The organism is Streptomyces albireticuli (assembly GCF_002192455.1).
Lineage (GTDB): Bacteria > Actinomycetota > Actinomycetes > Streptomycetales > Streptomycetaceae > Streptomyces > Streptomyces albireticuli_B.
On record NZ_CP021744.1, the window covers coordinates 819,711 to 836,960 of the forward strand.

Consider the following 17,250-nt stretch of genomic DNA (forward strand, 5'->3'; position numbering starts at 1 on the left):
ATCCGGGGCCGGGCGGGAAAACCAGTTGAACGCCGTGGTCGTGTGGCGCAAGCCTTGCACAGGCCCGTCCTCGCGCCCCGACCCCCTGGGATGTCATGCAGATTCGCGATCTTCCGTATACCGATCCCGGCCGACCGGACGTGCGGTCGGGGCCGCGGCTCCTGCTCTGGCTCGGCCGGAAGCAGGTGGCCGGCCAGGTCAAGGCCATGCTGTGGGGCGTCGTGCACATGGCCGCGGTGGCGTTGCTGCCGGTGGTGCTGGGGCTCTCCGTGCAGGCCGTGGTGGACCGGTCCGGTGGCCGACTGGCGCTCGCGGGCGGGCTGATGGTGCTGCTGGGGGTCCTCATCGCGCTGGGCGACACGATGCTGCACCGGGTGGCCGTCACCAACTGGATCACGGCCGCCGCCCGGGTGCAGCAGCTCCTGGCCCGGCGCACGGCCGAGTTGGGGGCCACGCTCACGCGCAGGGTCGCGGCCGGTGAGGTCGTCGCGGTGTCGACGGGTGACGTCGAGAAGATCGGCTGGTTCGTGGAGGCGTTCTCGCGGTTCGTCTCCGCCGCTCTGACGACCGTGGCGGTGTGCGTGGCGCTCGTGATCTACCAGCCGGCGCTCGGCGTGGTCACGGCGATCGGGGTTCCGGTGCTGGTCCTGGCCGTGCTGCCGCTGCTCCCGCACGCGACGAGGCGGGCCGACGACCAGCGCGAGAAGGCGGGCCGCGCGACCGAGCTGGCGTCCGACACGGTGGCCGGTCTGCGTGTGCTGAGGGGCATCGGTGGCGAGGAGCTGTTCCTGGCCCGCTACCGCCGTGCCTCGCAGGAGGTCCGTAAGGCCGCCGTGCACAGTGCCCGGATGTGGGCGCTGATCGCGGCGGTGCAGGTGCTGCTGCCGGGACTGCTGCTGATCGCGGTTGTCTGGTACGGCGTCGGGCTGGTCCAGGACGGCCGGATCGGCGTGGGTGAGCTGGTCACGGTCTACGGCACGGTGACGTTCCTGCTGTTCCCGCTGCACCAGTTCGAGGAGATCGCGATGGCGTACTCCTTCTCCCGGCCGTCCGCGGCGCGCGCCGCGCGGGTGCTGGCACTGCGGCGGACCGCGCCGTCGGCGGACACCACGCGGGCCGGAGAGGCACCGTCGGGCGATCTCTACGACCCGGAGAGCGGGCTGCTCGCCCCGGCCGGACGGCTGACCGCGGTGGTCTGCGGCGACCCGGACGCCGCCGGCCGGCTCGCCGAGAGGCTGGGCGGGCATGCGCCCGGGGCGGCGAAGGCGGCGTCGGCGCTGCTGGGCGGTGTGGCGCTGGACGAGATCCCGCTGAACGAGGCCCGTGCGGCGGTGCTCGTCCAGGACAAGGACCCCGTGCTGCTGTCGGGGACGCTCGCCGAGCTGCTCGACGTGCCTTCCTCGGGGGCCGTAGGGACCGACGCCGCGCTGAAGGCCGCGCAGTGCGGTGATGTGCTGACCGCGCTGGCGCAGGCGTCGGCGGACGACTCCGGCGACCCGATGCGGACCCGGATCACCGAGCGGGGCCGGTCGCTGTCCGGGGGACAGCGGCAGCGGCTGGCGCTGGCCCGGTCGCTGATCACCGACCCGGAGGTGCTGGTGCTGGACGAGCCGACCTCGGCGGTCGACTCGCACACCGAGGCCCGGATCGCGGACGGCCTGAAGGAGCTGCGGGAGGGCCGTACGACGGTGGTGTTCTCCTCCAGCCCGCTGCTGCTGGACCGTGCCGATCGCGTGGTGTTCACCCGGGAGGACCGGGTGGCGGCCGTGGGCACGCACCGCGAGCTGTTGCGTGAGGCCCCCGCCTACCGCGCGGTCGTCACGCGGGAGACCGACGAGGAGAGCGCCGGGCCCGCGAAGGGCGCGGCCGGTGAGGACACGGGGACGGCGCTCGACACGGAGCTCACCCGTCTGGAGAAGACCGAACAGATCGAGGAGTCGGCATGATCGGCGTGGCGCCACCGGCGTACGACCCGGCGGCACCGGAGTCGGCGACCACTTTGCCCGTCGCCGCGCCCGCGACCGTACGGGGCTATGTGCGGGGGATGCTCCGCAGGCACCGCAAGGCCTTCGTGCTGCTGGTGGTGGTGAACGCGGTCGCGGTGACGGCCTCCATGGTCGGCCCGTACCTGCTGGGCGGCCTGGTCGAGGACCTGTCCTCGGGCAAGGAGGACATCCGTCTGGGGCTGACCATCTCGCTGTTCGCGGTCGCCCTGGGCGTGCAGACCGTGTTCGTGCGCATGGTGCGGCTGCGCGGGGCGGTGCTCGGCGAGGAGATGCTGGCGGACCTGCGGGAGGACTTCCTCGTGCGGTCGGTGGCCCTCCCGCCGGGCGTCCTGGAGCGGGCGGGCACGGGCGATCTGCTGTCCCGCATCACCACCGACATCGACCGGCTGGCCGAAGCCATGCGGGAGGCCGTGCCGCAGTTGGCGATCGGTTTCGTGTGGGCCGGGCTGCTGCTCGGCGCACTGACGGTGACCGCGCCGCCGCTGGCGCTGTGTGTGCTGGTCGCGCTCCCGGTGCTCGTGATCGGCTGCCGCTGGTACTTCCGGCGGGCGCCCGCCGCCTATCGGTCGGAGGCCGCGGGGTACGCGGCGGTGGCGGCCTCGCTCACGGAGACCGTGGACGCGGGGCGGACGATCGAGGCGCACCGGTTGGGTGAACGCCGGGTGGCGCTCTCCGACCGACGCGTGGCGGAGTGGACCCGATGGGAGCGCTACACGCTGTGGCTGCGGTCGGTGCTGTTCCCGGTGATCAATGTGACGCACGCGCTGGTCTTCGGCTCGGTGCTGATCATCGGTGGCGTCTTCGTGCTCCAGGGCTGGGTCTCGGTCGGACAGCTGACGACGGGGGCGCTCTTCGCGCAGATGCTGATCGACCCGATCGGGCTGATCCTCAGGTGGTACGACGAGCTCCAGATCGCCCAGGTGTCGCTGGCCCGCCTGGTGGGGGTCCGCGAGATCGAGCCCGAAGGCGCGGACGAGGGCGTGGCTCCCCGGGGACGGGCGGTGCGCGCGGACGAGGTGCGCTTCGGCTACCGGGAGGGCAGCGATGTGCTCCACGGTGTGTCCCTTGAGGTCCCGCCCGGCAGCAGGATCGCGCTGGTCGGGCCGTCCGGCGCGGGCAAGTCGACCCTGGGGCGGCTGCTGGCGGGGATCTACGCGCCGCGGTCGGGCAGCGTGACGCTCGGCGGCGCGGAGCTGGCGCGGATGCCGGCGGAGAGCGTGCGCCGGCACGTGGCGCTGGTCAACCAGGAGCACCACGTCTTCGTGGGTTCGCTGCGGGACAATCTGCGGCTCGCCCGCGCGACCGCCGACGACGCCGAGCTGTGGAGCGCCCTCGCCGCGGTGGACGCTGAGGACTGGGCGCGGGCGCTGGAGAGCGGCCTGGACACGGAGGTCGGCTCGGGTGGGACGGTGCTGACCCCGGCCCAGGCGCAGCAGGTCGCGCTGGCCCGGCTCGTCCTCGCCGACCCGCACACGCTGGTGCTGGACGAGGCGACGTCGCTGCTGGACCCGCGCGCGGCCCGGCACCTGGAGCGTTCGCTGGCGCGCGTGCTGGAGGGCCGGACGGTCGTGGCGATCGCGCACCGGCTGCACACCGCGCACGACGCGGATGTGATCGCGGTGACGGAGGACGGCCGGATCACCGAGCTGGGCAGCCACGACGAGCTGGTCGCGGCGGACGGCGCGTACGCGGCGCTGTGGCGCTCCTGGCATCAGTAGCCGACGCGTCGGCGGGGGGCCGGGGCCGGGGCCCGGGAGGTCAGATGACTCCCAGGGCCCCGAGTCCGCCCACGCCGCCGAGCAGCACGAAGACCGGCATGAGGACCTTCAGCTCCACCCAACTGCCCGCCCGGAAGCGCATGGCCTTCGGCGGTCCGATCGGGTACCAGCGCTTGCGGCCGATGGGTATCGGCCAGAGGATCGGGCACCCGGAGACGGTGAGCGCGTCCCCGATGTCGTGCACGAGGGCGCCGAGGACGATGGGCAGGCCGAGCCACATGTACTCCTGGCCGGCGCCGGTGAAGAGCCAGTCGGAGCCGTTGCCCGGTTCGTTGAGGACGCCCGCGAGTATCCAGGCGCTGGTGGCGCCGAGGAGCCATACGAGGACGTCGCTGGAGGTCCTGGCCATGCGCCAGAGGAGACCTTCGACGGCGAGCACCAGGTGGACGAAGAGGATGCCGAGGACGGCCCAGCGGCCGCCGGTCATGGCGAGGACCGAGGCGCCGGCGCCTATCAGCACCGCCCAGAGCCAGGTGTGGGTGAGGGTGCGGTGACCGCCGTTGCGGCGGGGATCGCCGTGACCTCGCGTGGCTTTGTAGACGGAGTGCGACAGCTTGTCGATGATCTCGCAGAGGACGCGGGAGATCGGGCCGAACGCTCTCGATATCGTGGCGGACTTGTGGTCGAGGTCGGGCGCGAGTGCCGCGCCGGCGCAGATCAGGGCGCCGACGATGAGCACGGGCCAGGGCATGGGGTGCCCGGCCGCCGCGACCGCCGATCCCACCCCCAGCCAGGCGGCAGCGCCTGAGAGCGAGTGCGCCGGTCCCATCATTCCGATTCCACCCCTTTTGTAGGCCGAAGTCCCGTTTTCCTGACATCGGGTCGGCGACTCAGCGTAGCCTCCGATGATCATCGATCCGCCGCCCGGTTCTCTGATCCGGCCATGGGCCAGGCAGTATGGAGGCGTGACCCTTATCGATCAGATGCCGAGCCATGCCGACCCCGATGCCCTCTTCGAGGCTTTCTCGACCTGGGCCGAGGAGCGGGGTATCACGCTGTACCCCGCGCAGGAGGAGGCACTGATCGAGGTCGTCTCCGGAGCGAACGTGATCCTGTCGACGCCGACGGGGTCCGGCAAGAGCCTCGTCGCGGCGGGCGCGCACTTCACCGCGCTGGCCAACGACCAGGTGACCTTCTACACCGCGCCCATCAAGGCGCTGGTCTCGGAGAAGTTCTTCGACCTGTGCAAGATCTTCGGCACGGAGAACGTCGGCATGCTCACGGGCGACGCCTCGGTCAACGCCGACGCGCCCGTGATCTGCTGCACCGCCGAGGTCCTCGCCTCCATCGCGCTGCGCGACGGCAAGGACGCCGACATCGGCCAGGTCGTGATGGACGAGTTCCACTTCTACGCGGAGCCCGACCGCGGCTGGGCGTGGCAGATCCCGCTGCTCGAACTGCCCCAGGCCCAGTTCATCCTGATGTCCGCGACGCTGGGTGACGTCTCCCGCTTCGAGGAGGACCTCACCCGGCGCACCGGCCGGCCCACCACCGTGGTCCGCTCCGCCACGCGACCGGTCCCGCTGTCCTACGAATACCGCGCGACGCCGCTCACCGAGACCCTGACCGAGCTGTTGCAGACGCAGCAGGCACCGGTGTACATCGTGCACTTCACCCAGGCGGCCGCCGTGGAGCGGGCGCAGGCGCTCATGAGCATCAACATGTGCTCGCGCGAGGAGAAGGACGAGATCGCCAAGCTGATCGGCAATTTCCGCTTCACCACGAAGTTCGGCCGGAACCTCTCGCGCTACGTCCGGCACGGCATCGGCGTGCACCACGCCGGAATGCTGCCCAAGTACCGGCGCCTGGTGGAGCGGCTGGCCCAGGCCGGTCTGCTCAAGGTCATCTGCGGTACGGACACCCTCGGCGTCGGCGTCAACGTGCCGATCCGCACCGTGCTGTTCACCGCGCTCACGAAGTACGACGGCCAGCGGGTGCGCACGCTGCGGGCCCGGGAGTTCCACCAGATCGCGGGCCGGGCCGGCCGGGCCGGCTTCGACACGGCCGGGTTCGTCGTCGCCCAGGCCCCCGAGCACGTCGTGGAGAACGAGAAGGCGCTGGCCAAGGCGGGCGACGATCCCAAGAAGCGGCGCAAGGTGGTCCGCAAGAAGGCCCCCGAGGGCTTCGTCAACTGGGGTGAGAACACCTTCGAGAAGCTCATCGCCGCCGAGCCGGAGCAGCTCACCTCCCGCTTCCGCGTCACGCACGCGATGCTGCTGGCCGTCATCGCGCGGCCCGGGGACGCCTTCCAGGCGATGCGCCGCCTGCTGGAGGACAACCACGAGCCGCGCCGCAACCAGCTGCGGCACATCCGCCGCGCCATCGCCATCTACCGCTCGCTGCTGGACGGCGGCGTGGTCGAGCGGCTCGACGAGCCCGACGCCGAGGGCCGGATCGTCCGCCTGACGGTGGACCTCCAGTCGGACTTCGCCCTCAACCAGCCGCTGTCGACCTTCGCGCTCGCCGCCTTCGAGCTCCTCGACCCGGAGTCGCCGTCCTACGCCCTGGACATGGTCTCCGTCGTCGAGTCGACGCTCGACGACCCCCGGCAGATCCTGGCCGCGCAGCAGAACAAGGCGCGGGGCGAGGCCGTCGCGGCGATGAAGGCGGACGGCGTCGAGTACGAGGACCGCATGGAGCGGCTCATGGACGTCACCTACCCCAAGCCGCTGGAGGAGGTGCTGTCCCACGCCTACGACGTCTACCGCAGGAGCCACCCCTGGGTCGGCGACCACCCGCTGTCGCCGAAGTCGGTCATCCGCGACATGTACGAGCGCGCGATGACCTTCACGGAGTTCACCTCCCACTACGACCTCGCGCGGACCGAGGGCATCGTGCTGCGCTATCTCGCCAGCGCGTTCAAGGCGCTGGACCACACCGTGCCCGACGACCTCAAGTCCGACGACTTCGAGGACCTGATCGCCTGGCTGGGCGAGATGGTGCGCCAGGTCGACTCCAGCCTGCTGGACGAGTGGGAGCAGCTGGCCAACCCGGAGGTGGAGACGGCGGAGCAGGCCCAGGAGCGGGCCGACCAGGTGAAGCCGGTCACCGCCAACGCCCGCGCCTTCCGGGTGCTGGTGCGCAACGCACTGTTCCGCCGGGTCGAGCTGGCCGCGCTCGACAAGGTCGGCGAGCTCGGCGAGATGGACGCCGAGTCCGGCTGGGACGAGGACCGCTGGGGCGAGGCCATGGACGCCTACTGGGACGAGTACGACGAGCTGGGCACCGGCCCGGACGCCCGGGGCCCGAAACTGCTGCGGATCGAGGAGAAGCCCGAGGACGGCCTGTGGCGGGTCCGGCAGACCTTCGCCGACCCCAACGGCGACCACGACTGGGGCATCTCCGCCGAGGTGGACCTCGCGGCCTCCGACGAGGAAGGCCGCGCGGTGGTCCGCGTCATGGACGTCGGTCAGCTGTAGCCTCCGAGGCACCGCCCGCGCGGTTTCCTCGAGCGGTGAAGGAGTACCGATGACCAGTCCCACCGACCGCCTGGTGGGTCTGCTCGACCTGGAGCAGATCGACCTCAACATCTTCCGGGGCCGCAGCCCGGACGAGTCGTTGCAGCGCGTCTTCGGCGGCCAGGTGGCCGGGCAGGCGCTGGTCGCGGCGGGGCGGACCACCGACGGCGACCGGCCCGTGCACTCGCTCCACGCGTACTTCCTGCGCCCCGGCCGGCCCGGGGTGCCCATCGTGTACCAGGTGGAGCGGGTGCGCGACGGGCGGTCCTTCACCACCCGGCGGGTGGTGGCCGTCCAGCAGGGGCGCACGATCTTCAACCTCACCGCCTCCTTCCATCACAGCGAACCGGGGTTCGAGCACCAGGTGGCGGCGCCCCGGGTGCCGGGCCCCGAGGAGCTGCCCAAGCTCGCGGACGAGATCCGCGAACACCTCGGCGGCGAGCTGCCGAGCGCGCTCCGGCACATGGAGCGCAGGCTGGCGTTCGACATCCGCTACGTGGACCGGCTGCGCTGGACCGCACGGGAGCTGGCAGACGCGGAGCCGCGCAGCGCGGTGTGGATGCGCGCGCTCGGGCCGCTCGGCGACGACCCGCTCGTCCACACCTGCGCCCTCACCTACGCCAGCGACATGACGCTCCTGGACGCGGTGCGCATCCCCGTCGAGCCGCTGTGGGGACAGCGCGGCTTCGACATGGCCTCCCTGGACCACGCCATGTGGTTCCACCGGCCCATCCACGCCGATCAGTGGTTCCTCTACCAGCAGGAGTCCCCGATCGCGACGGGTGCCAGGGGGCTTGCCCGGGGGCAGATCTTCGACCGTGAGGGCCGGCTGCTGGTCTCGGTGATGCAGGAAGGGCTCTTCCGCAAGATGCCGTGAGAGTCCCTGGCCGCGGGCCTGCTCCACCGGCGCCGGCCGGCCCGCGGACCCGGCCCGCGCGGCCGACGGTACGTCATCTCCGGCCCCGCAGCCGTCCCCACAGTGCCCGCAGCCCCACCGCCGGCTCCGGCGCCGGCCTCGCCTCCCGGGCCGACGGCTCCTCTCGGGCCGTCACCCGCACCGCATACCCTTCGGGCCCGGTCACGGGGCAGGCCGCGCGGGCCCGCGCCAGCGCGTCCGTGAGCTGCTTCCGGTACCAGGCGATCTCCTCGGGATCCGCCGCCAGGGTCACCCTCTCGACCACCACGCGGACAGCTTGCGTGTCCGCGCGCACGGCGGACAGCTCCGGCCTCAGCTCGCTCACGCGAGCCCGTTCGTACGGATCCGGAACCGCGTCGGCCAGCTGCTCGGGGCCGAGCACCGACGCGGTGGCCGCCGCCCGCTCCCACGGGTCGTCGGTCAACGCCAGCAGCTGGTCGAGCCGCCGGGCACGCCAGCCACGGGCCCGGCGGTCCTCGCGCTCCTCCAGAGCGTCGCGCAGGGCCGCCGGTGTGCGCCCGGTGAGGAGTTCGGGGCTGGCGTCCGCGAAGTCCACGAGATCGGTGGCCAGATAGTGCCAGACCACGGCGCGATAGCGATTGACGTAGAAGCGCACGGGGGCGAAGCAGCCGGCCCTGGCCAGGCGTCCGAACCGGGCCGGGCTGATGCCCATGAGCTCGGCGCCCTCGGACGTGCCCACCACCCACACACGGGTGCGCAGGGCCTCCGGGAACCCCGGACCGGCCACGTGCCGGTCGATCTCCTCCCGCGCGACCCGGCGCCGGCCCCCCCCCGGCCCGGCGCTGACGGTCCGCACGAGCCCCAGCTGGACGGCCAGCTCGAACTCGCGCGGCTTGAGCTCCAGCTCCCGCGCGGCCCTCGCGAACGGGACAGCGGCCACCGCTGTCCCCCGCTTCTGACACTGCTGCACTGCCATGACAGCCTCCCCGCCCCACTTCGGTCACCGACAGTGACGAAGATAGCGCCGGGTCGCGACAGCGCGTCAGCCCTGTGGATAACTCCCGTCAGCGCCCGCGGCCCGGGGCCGGATCGGCGCCGTCGGCGCCCCCTTGCCGCCGGGTCTCGATACCCAGGTGCTCGCCGACGCGGTTGACCAGCAGCGTCATCTCGTAGGCGACCTGCCCGATGTCCGCGCCCGGCCCACCGAGCACGCACAGGCAGCTCCCGCCCCCCGCCGCCGTCACGAACAGCACGCCTTCGTCGAATTCGACCATCGTCTGGCGCACCCCGCCCGCCCTGAACTGCCGTCCGGTCCCCTTCGCGAGGCTGTGCAGCCCGGACGCGACCGCCGCGAGGTGCTCGGCGTCCTCCCTTTCGAGAGAGGAACTCGCGCCCGTCACCAGGCCGTCGTTGGACAGCACCAACGCGTGGCGTATGTTCTCGACGCGCTCGGTCAGGTCGTCGAGCATCCAGTCGAGTTCCTTGCTGAGTGCCATGTCCCGCCTCCCCGTTCCGCTCTTCCCCGTGACTGCCGTGCCAGCCTTGCCCACCGGGGCCCCGTCGGCAACCCGCCCGTACCGTCGGCACCTCCCTGTTGGCCAGTTGGCGCAGGATGGGGACGCGACGCGGACAAGGTCACGAGGACCGGAGCCGCGTCCGGGCGGCCGGCCGCCCGGAGAACCGATTCCCCCTCATCGAAGGAGCCATGACGTGAGCGACGACCCCACCCGGGTGCAGGAGTTCTTCACCGCACGGGCCGACGGCTGGGACGCCAGGTTCCCCGACGACGGGCCCGCCTACGGTGCGGCCGTCGCCGGCCTCGGCCTGCGCCCCGGTGACGTGGTCCTGGACGCGGGGTGCGGTACGGGCCGGGCGCTGCCGGCGCTGCGCAGCGCGGTGGGCCCGCGCGGGGTCGTACTCGGCGCGGACCTCACGCCCGCGATGCTCCGGGCGGCCGTGCGGGCCGGCCGGGACCGCGACGGGCGGCTCCTCCTGGCGGACGTCACACGGCTGCCGCTCCGGGACGGCTCGGTCGACGCCGTCTTCGCCGCGGGCCTCATCTCCCATCTCGCCGACGCGGAGGCGGGCTTCCGGGAGCTGGCCCGGATCGTCCGCCCCGGCGGCCGCCTCGCGCTCTTCCACCCGGTCGGGCGGGCGGCACTGGCCGCGCGCCATGGGCGGCGGATCACGGCGGACGACGAGCGGGCGGAGGGGAATCTCGGGCCGCTGCTGGGGAGGGGCGGGTGGCGGATGGTGTCGTATGTGGACGAGGACGCGCGGTTCCTCGTGGTCGCGGATCGCCTCTGACGGGAGGGGTGAGCAGCAGCGGCGCATGCGGGGTGGGTGGGGACGCCGTACCGGCTGAGCGGGCCCCGCCTCCGGCCCCGCCTCTTCCCGGATCGAGGCTCCGGTCCTCAGGCGCCGGGCGGGCCGGCTCCGCCCCTACGCCGCCCGCCCCGCCACCGCCGCCACGAAGTCCTCCGGATTGTCGAACATGATGTTGTGGCCGGCCCCGGCGATCGTCCTTACGGTCACCCCGGCCGCCGTCAGCTCCGGCCGGCCGGCGATGTCGTCGCCGTGCTCCCCCACCAGGTACACACGCGGAATGTCGAGCTCCAGGAGCATGGCGCGCATCGTGGGCGTGGTCCCGCGGACCAGGGCGACCGCGGTGCGGTGGAGGGCGGTCGGGTCAGCCAGGCGCATCGTCGCGCGCCACAGGGGGCCGACCCTCTCCAGCGTCTCCTCGAAGCCCCCGCCCCGCACGAAGGCGTCCTCCGTGTAGGCCGCCATGCCACTGCTCCCGGCCGTCCTGGGCGGGTTCGGGTCGAGGTTCGCCTCCGCCAGGACCAGCCGTGAGACCAGGTCGGGGCGCCGGGCCGCGAGCACGACGGCGACGGCGCCGCCCATGCTGTGCCCGATCAGCTCGGCGCCTCGCGCCCCGGCCACGTCCAGTACGGCGGCCAGGGCGTCGGCGTGCTCCTCCAGGGTGTAACCGAAGTCGAGCGGACGGTCGCTGATGCCGTGTCCGGGGAGGTCGACGAAGAGCGACCGCCGCCCGGCGAGGGCGGGGTCCGCGGCGATGTGCGCGTGGTACACGGTCGAGGCGGAACCGAGGCCGTGGACGTAGACCCGCGCGGGGCCCTCCCCCGCCGCCTCGGTCCAGCGCACATGTGCCCCCGTGGGACCGAACTCGACCTGACGCATACCCCGAACCCCTTCAGTGACTCCGCTACGGGGGAGTCACACTATCCCCGCGCTACGAGCAACTGTTCGAGGGTTGGGGGTGGCGAGAGGAATCCTCACCTCCCGTGGGGCACCGGGCACGCACCCAGCCGCTTGGGAGCCTGGGAGCCGTGGAAGGTGCCGAGTTCGGCGACGTCGTAGCCGTTCGGATAACCCTTGATCTCGGGGTTCTGGCGGGCGTGGTGCGGGGTGCGCCGCGGCGGGAGGAGCCGCACGGCCTTGGCCCTGGCACGCAGCGCTCCCTGGACCAGGGCGCGGGCGGCGGGGTGCGGGCTCTCGTAACGGAACGCGCGCAGCAACGGCTCGTCCAGGAGGGCCTTGCTCGCGCCGCGAACAAGCGGAGCCAAAGGTGCCGGATACCAGGAGGCCATCAGGTCCAGGGTGGCGTCCGAGACGGCGCGCCCGTCCTCGTCCCACCCGAAGTAGGCGTCCTCGTACTCGTCGAGGCAGCGGCAGAAGTCGTCGTAGGTCTCGGGAATGTCCCGGATACCCATATGCCGCCCGAGGGTCCTGTAGTACGCCGCCATGGCCCGGCGCTCGTGCTCGGTAACCCTTCGCCAGCCGTAGCGGTCGAGCCACCTTCCGGGGACCGCGACAAAGGTGCACAGGACGTAGCGCATATCGTCGTTGCTGATGTCATAGCTGCGGTGCATCTGGTTGATACGGCGGATGGCCGACCGGCCGGTCTCACTGTCGAAACCGTGCTCCACGACCGCGTCGAGCAGCAGCGTGGTGTCGTCGTAGCGCTTCTGCGTGCGGTTGACGAACTCGCCGGTCTCCCCCAGGAGACGGCCGATGCTGGGCACGGCGTAAGTCCTGTAAAGGGCGAGCTCCAATGCCCGCGTCGTGTCCCAGGGAAATTCCAGGGTCGACATGATCTGATAGATCCGGAGGAAGTCCTTCTCGGGGTCGAGCCGCTGAATCTCCCTGAGCCAGTCGAAGCGTTTCACCGCGCGGTCTCCCTTTCGTTCGTCGGAGGTTCAACTCTACGGGCGAAGGGCACACTTGAACGACCGTACGGCAAACACTTCACGGGGCAGGTGATCCGCAGTGTTCGACAAGCTCCGCAAGCGTTTCGAGAATGCCCGGCACGTCCCTTCTCCGCAGCCACCGGCGGGCCGGCAGCGGAATCTCTTCGAGGCGGCGGCCGTGTACGTGGCGGCGTGCGCCGAGGACGACCACGAGCGGTGCGCGGAGGCGTCCCGCTGGGTGTCGCCGGAGGCGCTCTGCTTCGGTGTGAACGAGCTCGCCTGTCGCGCCGTCATAGCCCTGGCCCGCGAGCACGACGAGTCGCCGCAGCGCGTGGCGCGGTCCCTGCTCGGCCTGCCGGGGGCCTGACGACCGCCCCCTGCCGGCCGCCCCCTCCGGCGCGCGCTCACGCGCCGCTCGGCCACTGTTCCCCGTCCCGTCACCCGAAAGGCGTGTACATGTCATTCCGTCAGTCCTACATTGCCCTCGAAGCCGCAGGCACCCACCCCCTGCCCCCAGCCCGCTCCCCCTGTACGGAGGATCCGTGTCCGCCGCAGCCCACCACCCCCACAGATCCCGCCGCTCCCGCCGCCACCTGGGCGCGCTGACCGCGTCCTTCGCGCTCGCCGCCACGTCCCTGGGCCTGTGGGCCTCCGAGTCCTCGGCCGCGGCGGCCGTGCCCACGCCCGACCACGTCGTGGTCGTCGTCTTCGAGAACCACGCCTACGGCCAGGTCATCGGGACCTCCGGCGCCCCGTACATCAACTCCCTGGTCTCCGGGGGCGCCAACCTGACGAGCTCGTACGCCGAGACGCACCCCAGCCAGCCGAACTACTACGCGCTCTTCTCGGGTGACACCCAGGGCGTCACCGACGACAGCTGCGTCACCCCCGGCTTCAGCGACGAGCCCAACCTCGCCTCCGAGCTCATCTCCGCCGGCAAGACCTGGGCCAGCTACAACGAGTCCCTGCCGAGCGAGGGCTCGACCGTGTGCAAGAGCGGCAAGTACGCGCAGAAGCACAACCCTTGGTTCGGCTTCGGGAACGTGCCCACCGGCACCGCGCACACCATGAGCGCCTTCCCCACCGACTACACGAAGCTGCCCACGGTCTCCTTCGTCGTCCCGAACCTCTGTAGTGACATGCACGACTGTTCCGTGCGCACCGGCGACACCTGGCTGAAGAACAACCTCAAGGGCTACGCCGACTGGGCCAAGACCCACAACAGCCTGCTCCTCATCACCTTCGACGAGGACAACCGGCTGAGCGGCAACCGCATCCCGACCGTCCTGTACGGGCAGCCCGTCAAGGAGGGCGCCACGTCGGGGACGACCTACAACCACTACGACGTGCTGCGCACCATCGAGGACATGTACGGCACCTCACACGCCGGACAGGCCGCGAACGCCAAGGACATCACCGGCATCTGGAACAGCTGACCGTGTACGTCGCGGACAGCCGCACCACCCCGGACCGCACCCCGGACCACCCCGACACCGCCGGCCGGCGACCCCTCCCCGGCCGGCGGGCCGCGGCCGTCCCCGGCGCCGTGCTCGCCCTGGGCACCGTCAGCCTGGTCACCGACGTCTCCTCGGAGATGGTGGCCGCCGTCCTGCCGCTCTACCTGGTGGCCGAACTCGGCCTGTCCCCGCTCGGATTCGGCCTTCTGGACGGCGTCTACAACGGCGTCAGCGCGCTCGTACGCCTCGTGGGCGGCAGGCTCTCCGACCGGGGCGGCGGACCCAAGGCCGTGGCGCTGGCCGGGTACGGGCTCTCCGCCCTCTGCAAGCCCCTGCTGCTCGTCGCGCACAGCATGCCGCTGATCGGCGCCGTGCTGGCCGCCGACCGCACCGGCAAGGGGCTGCGCACGGCGCCGCGCGACGCGATGATCTCGCTCGCCTGCGAACCCGGCGCCCGGGGCCGGGCGTTCGGTGTGCACCGGGCGATGGACACCGCGGGCGCGCTGCTCGGACCGCTCGTGGCGTTCATGATCCTGCGGGCCGCCGCGGGCGGCTACGACGCCGTCTTCACCGTCAGCGGCTGCGTGGCCGTCCTCGGCGTCCTCGTCCTCCTGCTGTTCGTACCCGGCCGGACCGCCGCACCACCGGGCCCGGCACCCGGGGTGGGAAGGGCGCCGCTGCGCGCCGTGCTGCGCCGTCCCGCCGTCCGCCGGCTGACCGGCTGCGCCGTGCTGCTGGGCCTGACCACGGTCAGCGACTCCTTCCTCTACCTCACCCTGCAACGGCGCCTGGGCCTGTCCGAGGCGTGGTTCCCCCTGCTGCCCCTGGGAACGGCCTCCGCCTTCCTCCTGCTGGCCGTTCCCCTGGGCGTCGTCGCCGACCGAGTGGGACGCCGGAGGCTCTTCCTCTGCGGCCATCTCGCGCTCCTGGCGGCCTACGGCCTGCTCGTCGCCCCGCTCGGCGAGTCCGCGGCGCTCTGCTGCCTCGTCCTCGCGCTGCACGGGAGCTTCTACGCGGCCACCGACGGCGTCCTGGCCGCCGCGACCGCCGACGCCGTGCCGAGCGCGGTACGGGGCACCGGGCTGGCGGTGGTGCAGACCGGTCAGGCCGCCGCCCGGTTCGTCTGCTCGATCGCGTTCGGGGCGGCCTGGACCGTCTGGGGCGACCGCACGGCGCTGGGCGCCGCGGCCGCCGGGCTCGTCGTGTCCACCGCCGCCGGCGCCCTCCTGCTGCGTCCCGCACCCGCCGAGTTCCCGCCGACGTCCCACCGGAGTCCTTCCGTTGAACCGTAAGAGTCACGTGAGTGGTAAGAGCCGCGTCCTGATCCTCCTCGTCGCCGTCCTCGTCCTCGGCGGTGTCGCCGTGGGCGCCACCCTGCACGCCGCGGGGCGGGCGGCGGAGAAGGACCACGCCCGGTCCGGCGGACCGGACGTGCGGTCCGGTGAGGTCACCCTGGACGCGCCCGGGGTCAGCGTGTTCCGGAACATGGCGTGGGGCCCGCACCGCGACGAGATCGCGTCGGTCCCGGCCGGTGATCCCACGGGCCCGCGCACCTCGTCCGGGGTGCGCTGCCTGCGCTTCCACACGGCCGGCGGCACCGGCGTCTGTCTGCGGGCGGTGCGCGGCGGGCTCCGCGACACCTACCGCGCCGTGGTCCTCGACTCCCGGCTGCGCGAGACGCGCCGCTACGACCTGGCGGGCGTGCCCTCCCGTGCCCGGGTCTCCCCCGGCGGCCGCAGCGCCGCCTGGACAGTCTTCGTCAGCGGCGACTCGTACGCGGGCACGGCGTTCTCGACGCGCACGTCGGTGCTCGACCTCCGCACCGGCCACCTGGACCGGACGCTGGAGGACTACCGCTTCTTCCTGGACGGCCGGCCCCGGAAGCCGGTGGACCTCAACGTCTGGGGCGTCACTTTCGCCGACGACACACGGTTCTACGCCACGGCGGCGACCGGCGGGCGGACGTACCTCGTCCGGGGCGACCGCGCGGCCCGGACCCTGCACACCGTGCACACCAACGTCGAGTGCCCGTCGCTGTCACCGGACGGGACGCGGGTCGCCTACAAGAAGCGCGTGGAGGGCGCGTCCTCCGACGCGCCCTGGCGGCTGTACGTGCTGGACCTGCGCACCCTGCGGGAGACGCCCACGGCCGAGCGGCGGAGCGTCGACGACCAGGCGGTCTGGCGGGACGGAAGGACCCTCGTCTACTCCCTGCCGGGCGACTACGGATCCGACCTGTGGACCGTGCCGGCGGACGGTTCGGGCAGTCCGTCGGTCTCCATGCGGGCCGCCCTGGCCCCTGCCTTCACCGCCCGGTGAGGGAGCGCTCCGCGCGCAGCGGCGCGCCCACCTCGTGCATGTGGCGCAGCGCCTGGCGGTAGGAGTCGACGAGGCCGGTCTCCGTGTAGGGCAGTCCGGCCGCGCGGCAGTGGGCGCGCACCAGCGGCCTGGCGAGCCGCAGGTGGGGGCGGGGCATGCTGGGGAAGAGGTGGTGCTCGATCTGGTAGTTCAGGCCGCCGAGGAACCAGTCCGTCAGCGCGCTGCCGCGTACGTTGCGCGAGGTGAGGACCTGGCGGCGCAGGTGCCCCCAGCGCTCGCCGTCCGGGTCGGGCATCTCCATGCCCTTGTGGTTGGGGGCGAAGACGGCGCCGAGGTGCAGCCCGAAGAGCGCGTGGTGCAGCAGCGCGAAGGCGACAGCCTTACCGGGGGACATCGACGACAGGAGGAGGGTCGCGTAGCCCGTCCAGTGGAGGACCATCAGCATCGCCTCCACCCGGCGTTCCGGCGCCTCTTGCCTTTTGAGGTCGCGGACGCCCGAAACCTTCAGGTTGAGACCTTCGAGAAGGAGCATGGGGAAGAAGAGCCGGGCCTGGTTGCGGGTCAGCCAGCGGACGAAGGCCCCTTCGCGCCGCGCGGCCTGTCCTTGTGTCCATACGAGCGCGCCGACGCCGACGTCCGGGTCCTTGTCGACGTGGTTGGGGTTGGCGTGGTGGCGGTTGTGCTTGTCGTTCCACCAGCCGTAGCTCATGCCGAGCAGCAGGTCGGCGTGGAGCAGGCCGATCAGGCGGTTGCCGCGCCGGGTGGCGGCTATCTGCGCGTGCCCGCCGTCGTGGCCGACGAAGCAGGCCCGGGCGCAGAACACCGCGGCGGGAACGGCCAGCGGGAGGGCCCACCAGGAGTCGCCCACGAGCACGATCCCGGCGGCCGTGGCGGCGAGCGCGAGCAGGTTCGCGGCGATGGCGAGCGCGTACCAGCCGCGGCGGCGTTCGAGCAGGCCCTGTTCCCTGACCTGGCGCAGCAGCGGGGCGAAATCGCTGCCGGCGGCGCGTTCTGCGGGTGGGGCGGTGGCCTGGGGCATGGCATCTCCGGACGGTCGGTCGGCGGGCTGACCTCACAGAACGTACGGATCGGGGGCACGGGACGGCCATGGCGGCACCACCCGGAACCGTGGGGGGTCTGC

Annotated in this window: 15 protein-coding genes; 9 read left to right on the forward strand and 6 right to left on the reverse strand. The window is 72.4% G+C overall.

The window, feature by feature from the left end:
• The first annotated feature begins 95 nt into the window (after positions 1–95).
• Both SMD11_RS03580 and SMD11_RS03585 read left to right on the forward strand, forming a co-directional pair.
• Entirely contained in the window at positions 96–1,946 is a 1,851-nt protein-coding gene (locus tag SMD11_RS03580; RefSeq protein ID WP_087925026.1) for an ABC transporter transmembrane domain-containing protein, read from the forward strand.
• On the forward strand, positions 1,943–3,724 hold the full coding sequence (locus tag SMD11_RS03585) for an ABC transporter ATP-binding protein (RefSeq protein WP_087925027.1): 1,782 nt from the start codon (positions 1,943–1,945) through the stop codon (positions 3,722–3,724). The genes SMD11_RS03580 and SMD11_RS03585 overlap by 4 nt, the downstream gene beginning before the upstream one ends.
• Positions 3,725–3,764: 40 nt before the next feature.
• Here the strand turns inward: SMD11_RS03585 and SMD11_RS03590 are convergent, their stop codons facing one another.
• Positions 3,765–4,556 carry a metal-dependent hydrolase gene (locus SMD11_RS03590; protein ID WP_087925028.1) on the reverse strand — a complete coding sequence of 264 codons (792 nt, stop codon included), beginning with the start codon at positions 4,554–4,556 and terminating at the stop codon, positions 3,765–3,767.
• Positions 4,557–4,689: 133 nt separating this feature from the next.
• Here SMD11_RS03590 and SMD11_RS03595 point away from each other — a divergent pair, with 133 nt between their 5' ends.
• Together SMD11_RS03595 and SMD11_RS03600 are read left to right on the forward strand one after the other, a co-directional pair.
• Positions 4,690–7,203, forward strand: a complete 2,514-nt coding sequence (locus SMD11_RS03595) for a DEAD/DEAH box helicase (RefSeq protein ID WP_087925029.1) — start codon at positions 4,690–4,692, stop codon at positions 7,201–7,203.
• Between the two features lie 49 nt (positions 7,204–7,252).
• On the forward strand, positions 7,253–8,119 hold the full coding sequence (locus SMD11_RS03600) for an acyl-CoA thioesterase (protein ID WP_087925030.1): 867 nt from the start codon (positions 7,253–7,255) through the stop codon (positions 8,117–8,119).
• A gap of 73 nt (positions 8,120–8,192) precedes the next feature.
• Here SMD11_RS03600 and SMD11_RS03605 read toward each other — a convergent pair whose 3' ends face one another.
• Positions 8,193–9,095: a DUF6397 family protein gene (locus tag SMD11_RS03605; protein ID WP_159395209.1), complete on the reverse strand. Its 903-nt coding sequence runs from the start codon at positions 9,093–9,095 to the stop codon at positions 8,193–8,195.
• 88 nt (positions 9,096–9,183) lie between these two features.
• A complete protein-coding gene (locus SMD11_RS03610) occupies positions 9,184–9,615 on the reverse strand; it encodes a roadblock/LC7 domain-containing protein (protein WP_087925032.1) in 432 nt (143 codons plus the stop codon).
• A 214-nt stretch (positions 9,616–9,829) separates the two neighbouring features.
• Here SMD11_RS03610 and SMD11_RS03615 point away from each other — a divergent pair, with 214 nt between their 5' ends.
• Positions 9,830–10,426, forward strand: coding sequence for a class I SAM-dependent methyltransferase (locus SMD11_RS03615; RefSeq protein WP_087925033.1), 597 nt, complete (start codon positions 9,830–9,832; stop codon positions 10,424–10,426).
• Between the two features lie 135 nt (positions 10,427–10,561).
• Here the strand turns inward: SMD11_RS03615 and SMD11_RS03620 are convergent, their stop codons facing one another.
• Entirely contained in the window at positions 10,562–11,323 is a 762-nt protein-coding gene (locus SMD11_RS03620) for an alpha/beta fold hydrolase (RefSeq protein ID WP_087925034.1), read from the reverse strand.
• Between the two features lie 95 nt (positions 11,324–11,418).
• Positions 11,419–12,312, reverse strand: coding sequence for an oxygenase MpaB family protein (locus tag SMD11_RS03625; protein ID WP_087925035.1), 894 nt, complete (start codon positions 12,310–12,312; stop codon positions 11,419–11,421).
• 100 nt (positions 12,313–12,412) lie between these two features.
• Between SMD11_RS03625 and SMD11_RS03630 the strand changes: the two genes are divergently transcribed.
• The 4 genes from SMD11_RS03630 to SMD11_RS03645 all read left to right on the forward strand — a co-directional run bounded on the left by SMD11_RS03630 (position 12,413) and on the right by SMD11_RS03645 (position 16,109).
• Positions 12,413–12,700 carry a hypothetical protein gene (locus tag SMD11_RS03630; protein WP_087925036.1) on the forward strand — a complete coding sequence of 96 codons (288 nt, stop codon included), beginning with the start codon at positions 12,413–12,415 and terminating at the stop codon, positions 12,698–12,700.
• 235 nt (positions 12,701–12,935) lie between these two features.
• On the forward strand, positions 12,936–13,769 hold the full coding sequence (locus SMD11_RS03635; RefSeq protein ID WP_418952502.1) for an alkaline phosphatase family protein: 834 nt from the start codon (positions 12,936–12,938) through the stop codon (positions 13,767–13,769).
• 2 nt (positions 13,770–13,771) lie between these two features.
• Positions 13,772–15,082 (forward strand): MFS transporter, encoded by a 1,311-nt coding sequence (locus tag SMD11_RS03640; protein ID WP_087925037.1) that lies wholly within the window; start codon positions 13,772–13,774, stop codon positions 15,080–15,082.
• 7 nt (positions 15,083–15,089) lie between these two features.
• A complete protein-coding gene (locus SMD11_RS03645) occupies positions 15,090–16,109 on the forward strand; it encodes a TolB family protein (RefSeq protein WP_087925038.1) in 1,020 nt (339 codons plus the stop codon).
• Here the strand turns inward: SMD11_RS03645 and SMD11_RS03650 are convergent.
• Positions 16,096–17,148 (reverse strand): fatty acid desaturase family protein, encoded by a 1,053-nt coding sequence (locus tag SMD11_RS03650; RefSeq protein ID WP_087925039.1) that lies wholly within the window; start codon positions 17,146–17,148, stop codon positions 16,096–16,098. The two genes, SMD11_RS03645 and SMD11_RS03650, sit on opposite strands and share 14 nt — an antisense overlap.
• Between the last annotated feature and the right edge of the window lie 102 nt (positions 17,149–17,250).

Coding starts and splice junctions, on each gene's coding strand:
- SMD11_RS03585 (WP_087925027.1), top strand. CDS start 1,943: ATGATCGGCGTGGCGCCACCGGCGTACGACCCGGCGGCACCGGAGTCG.
- SMD11_RS03580 (WP_087925026.1), top strand. CDS start 96: ATGCAGATTCGCGATCTTCCGTATACCGATCCCGGCCGACCGGACGTG.
- SMD11_RS03600 (WP_087925030.1), top strand. CDS start 7,253: ATGACCAGTCCCACCGACCGCCTGGTGGGTCTGCTCGACCTGGAGCAG.
- SMD11_RS03620 (WP_087925034.1), bottom strand. CDS start 11,323: ATGCGTCAGGTCGAGTTCGGTCCCACGGGGGCACATGTGCGCTGGACC.
- SMD11_RS03590 (WP_087925028.1), bottom strand. CDS start 4,556: ATGATGGGACCGGCGCACTCGCTCTCAGGCGCTGCCGCCTGGCTGGGG.
- SMD11_RS03605 (WP_159395209.1), bottom strand. CDS start 9,095: ATGGCAGTGCAGCAGTGTCAGAAGCGGGGGACAGCGGTGGCCGCTGTC.
- SMD11_RS03610 (WP_087925032.1), bottom strand. CDS start 9,615: ATGGCACTCAGCAAGGAACTCGACTGGATGCTCGACGACCTGACCGAG.
- SMD11_RS03650 (WP_087925039.1), bottom strand. CDS start 17,148: ATGCCCCAGGCCACCGCCCCACCCGCAGAACGCGCCGCCGGCAGCGAT.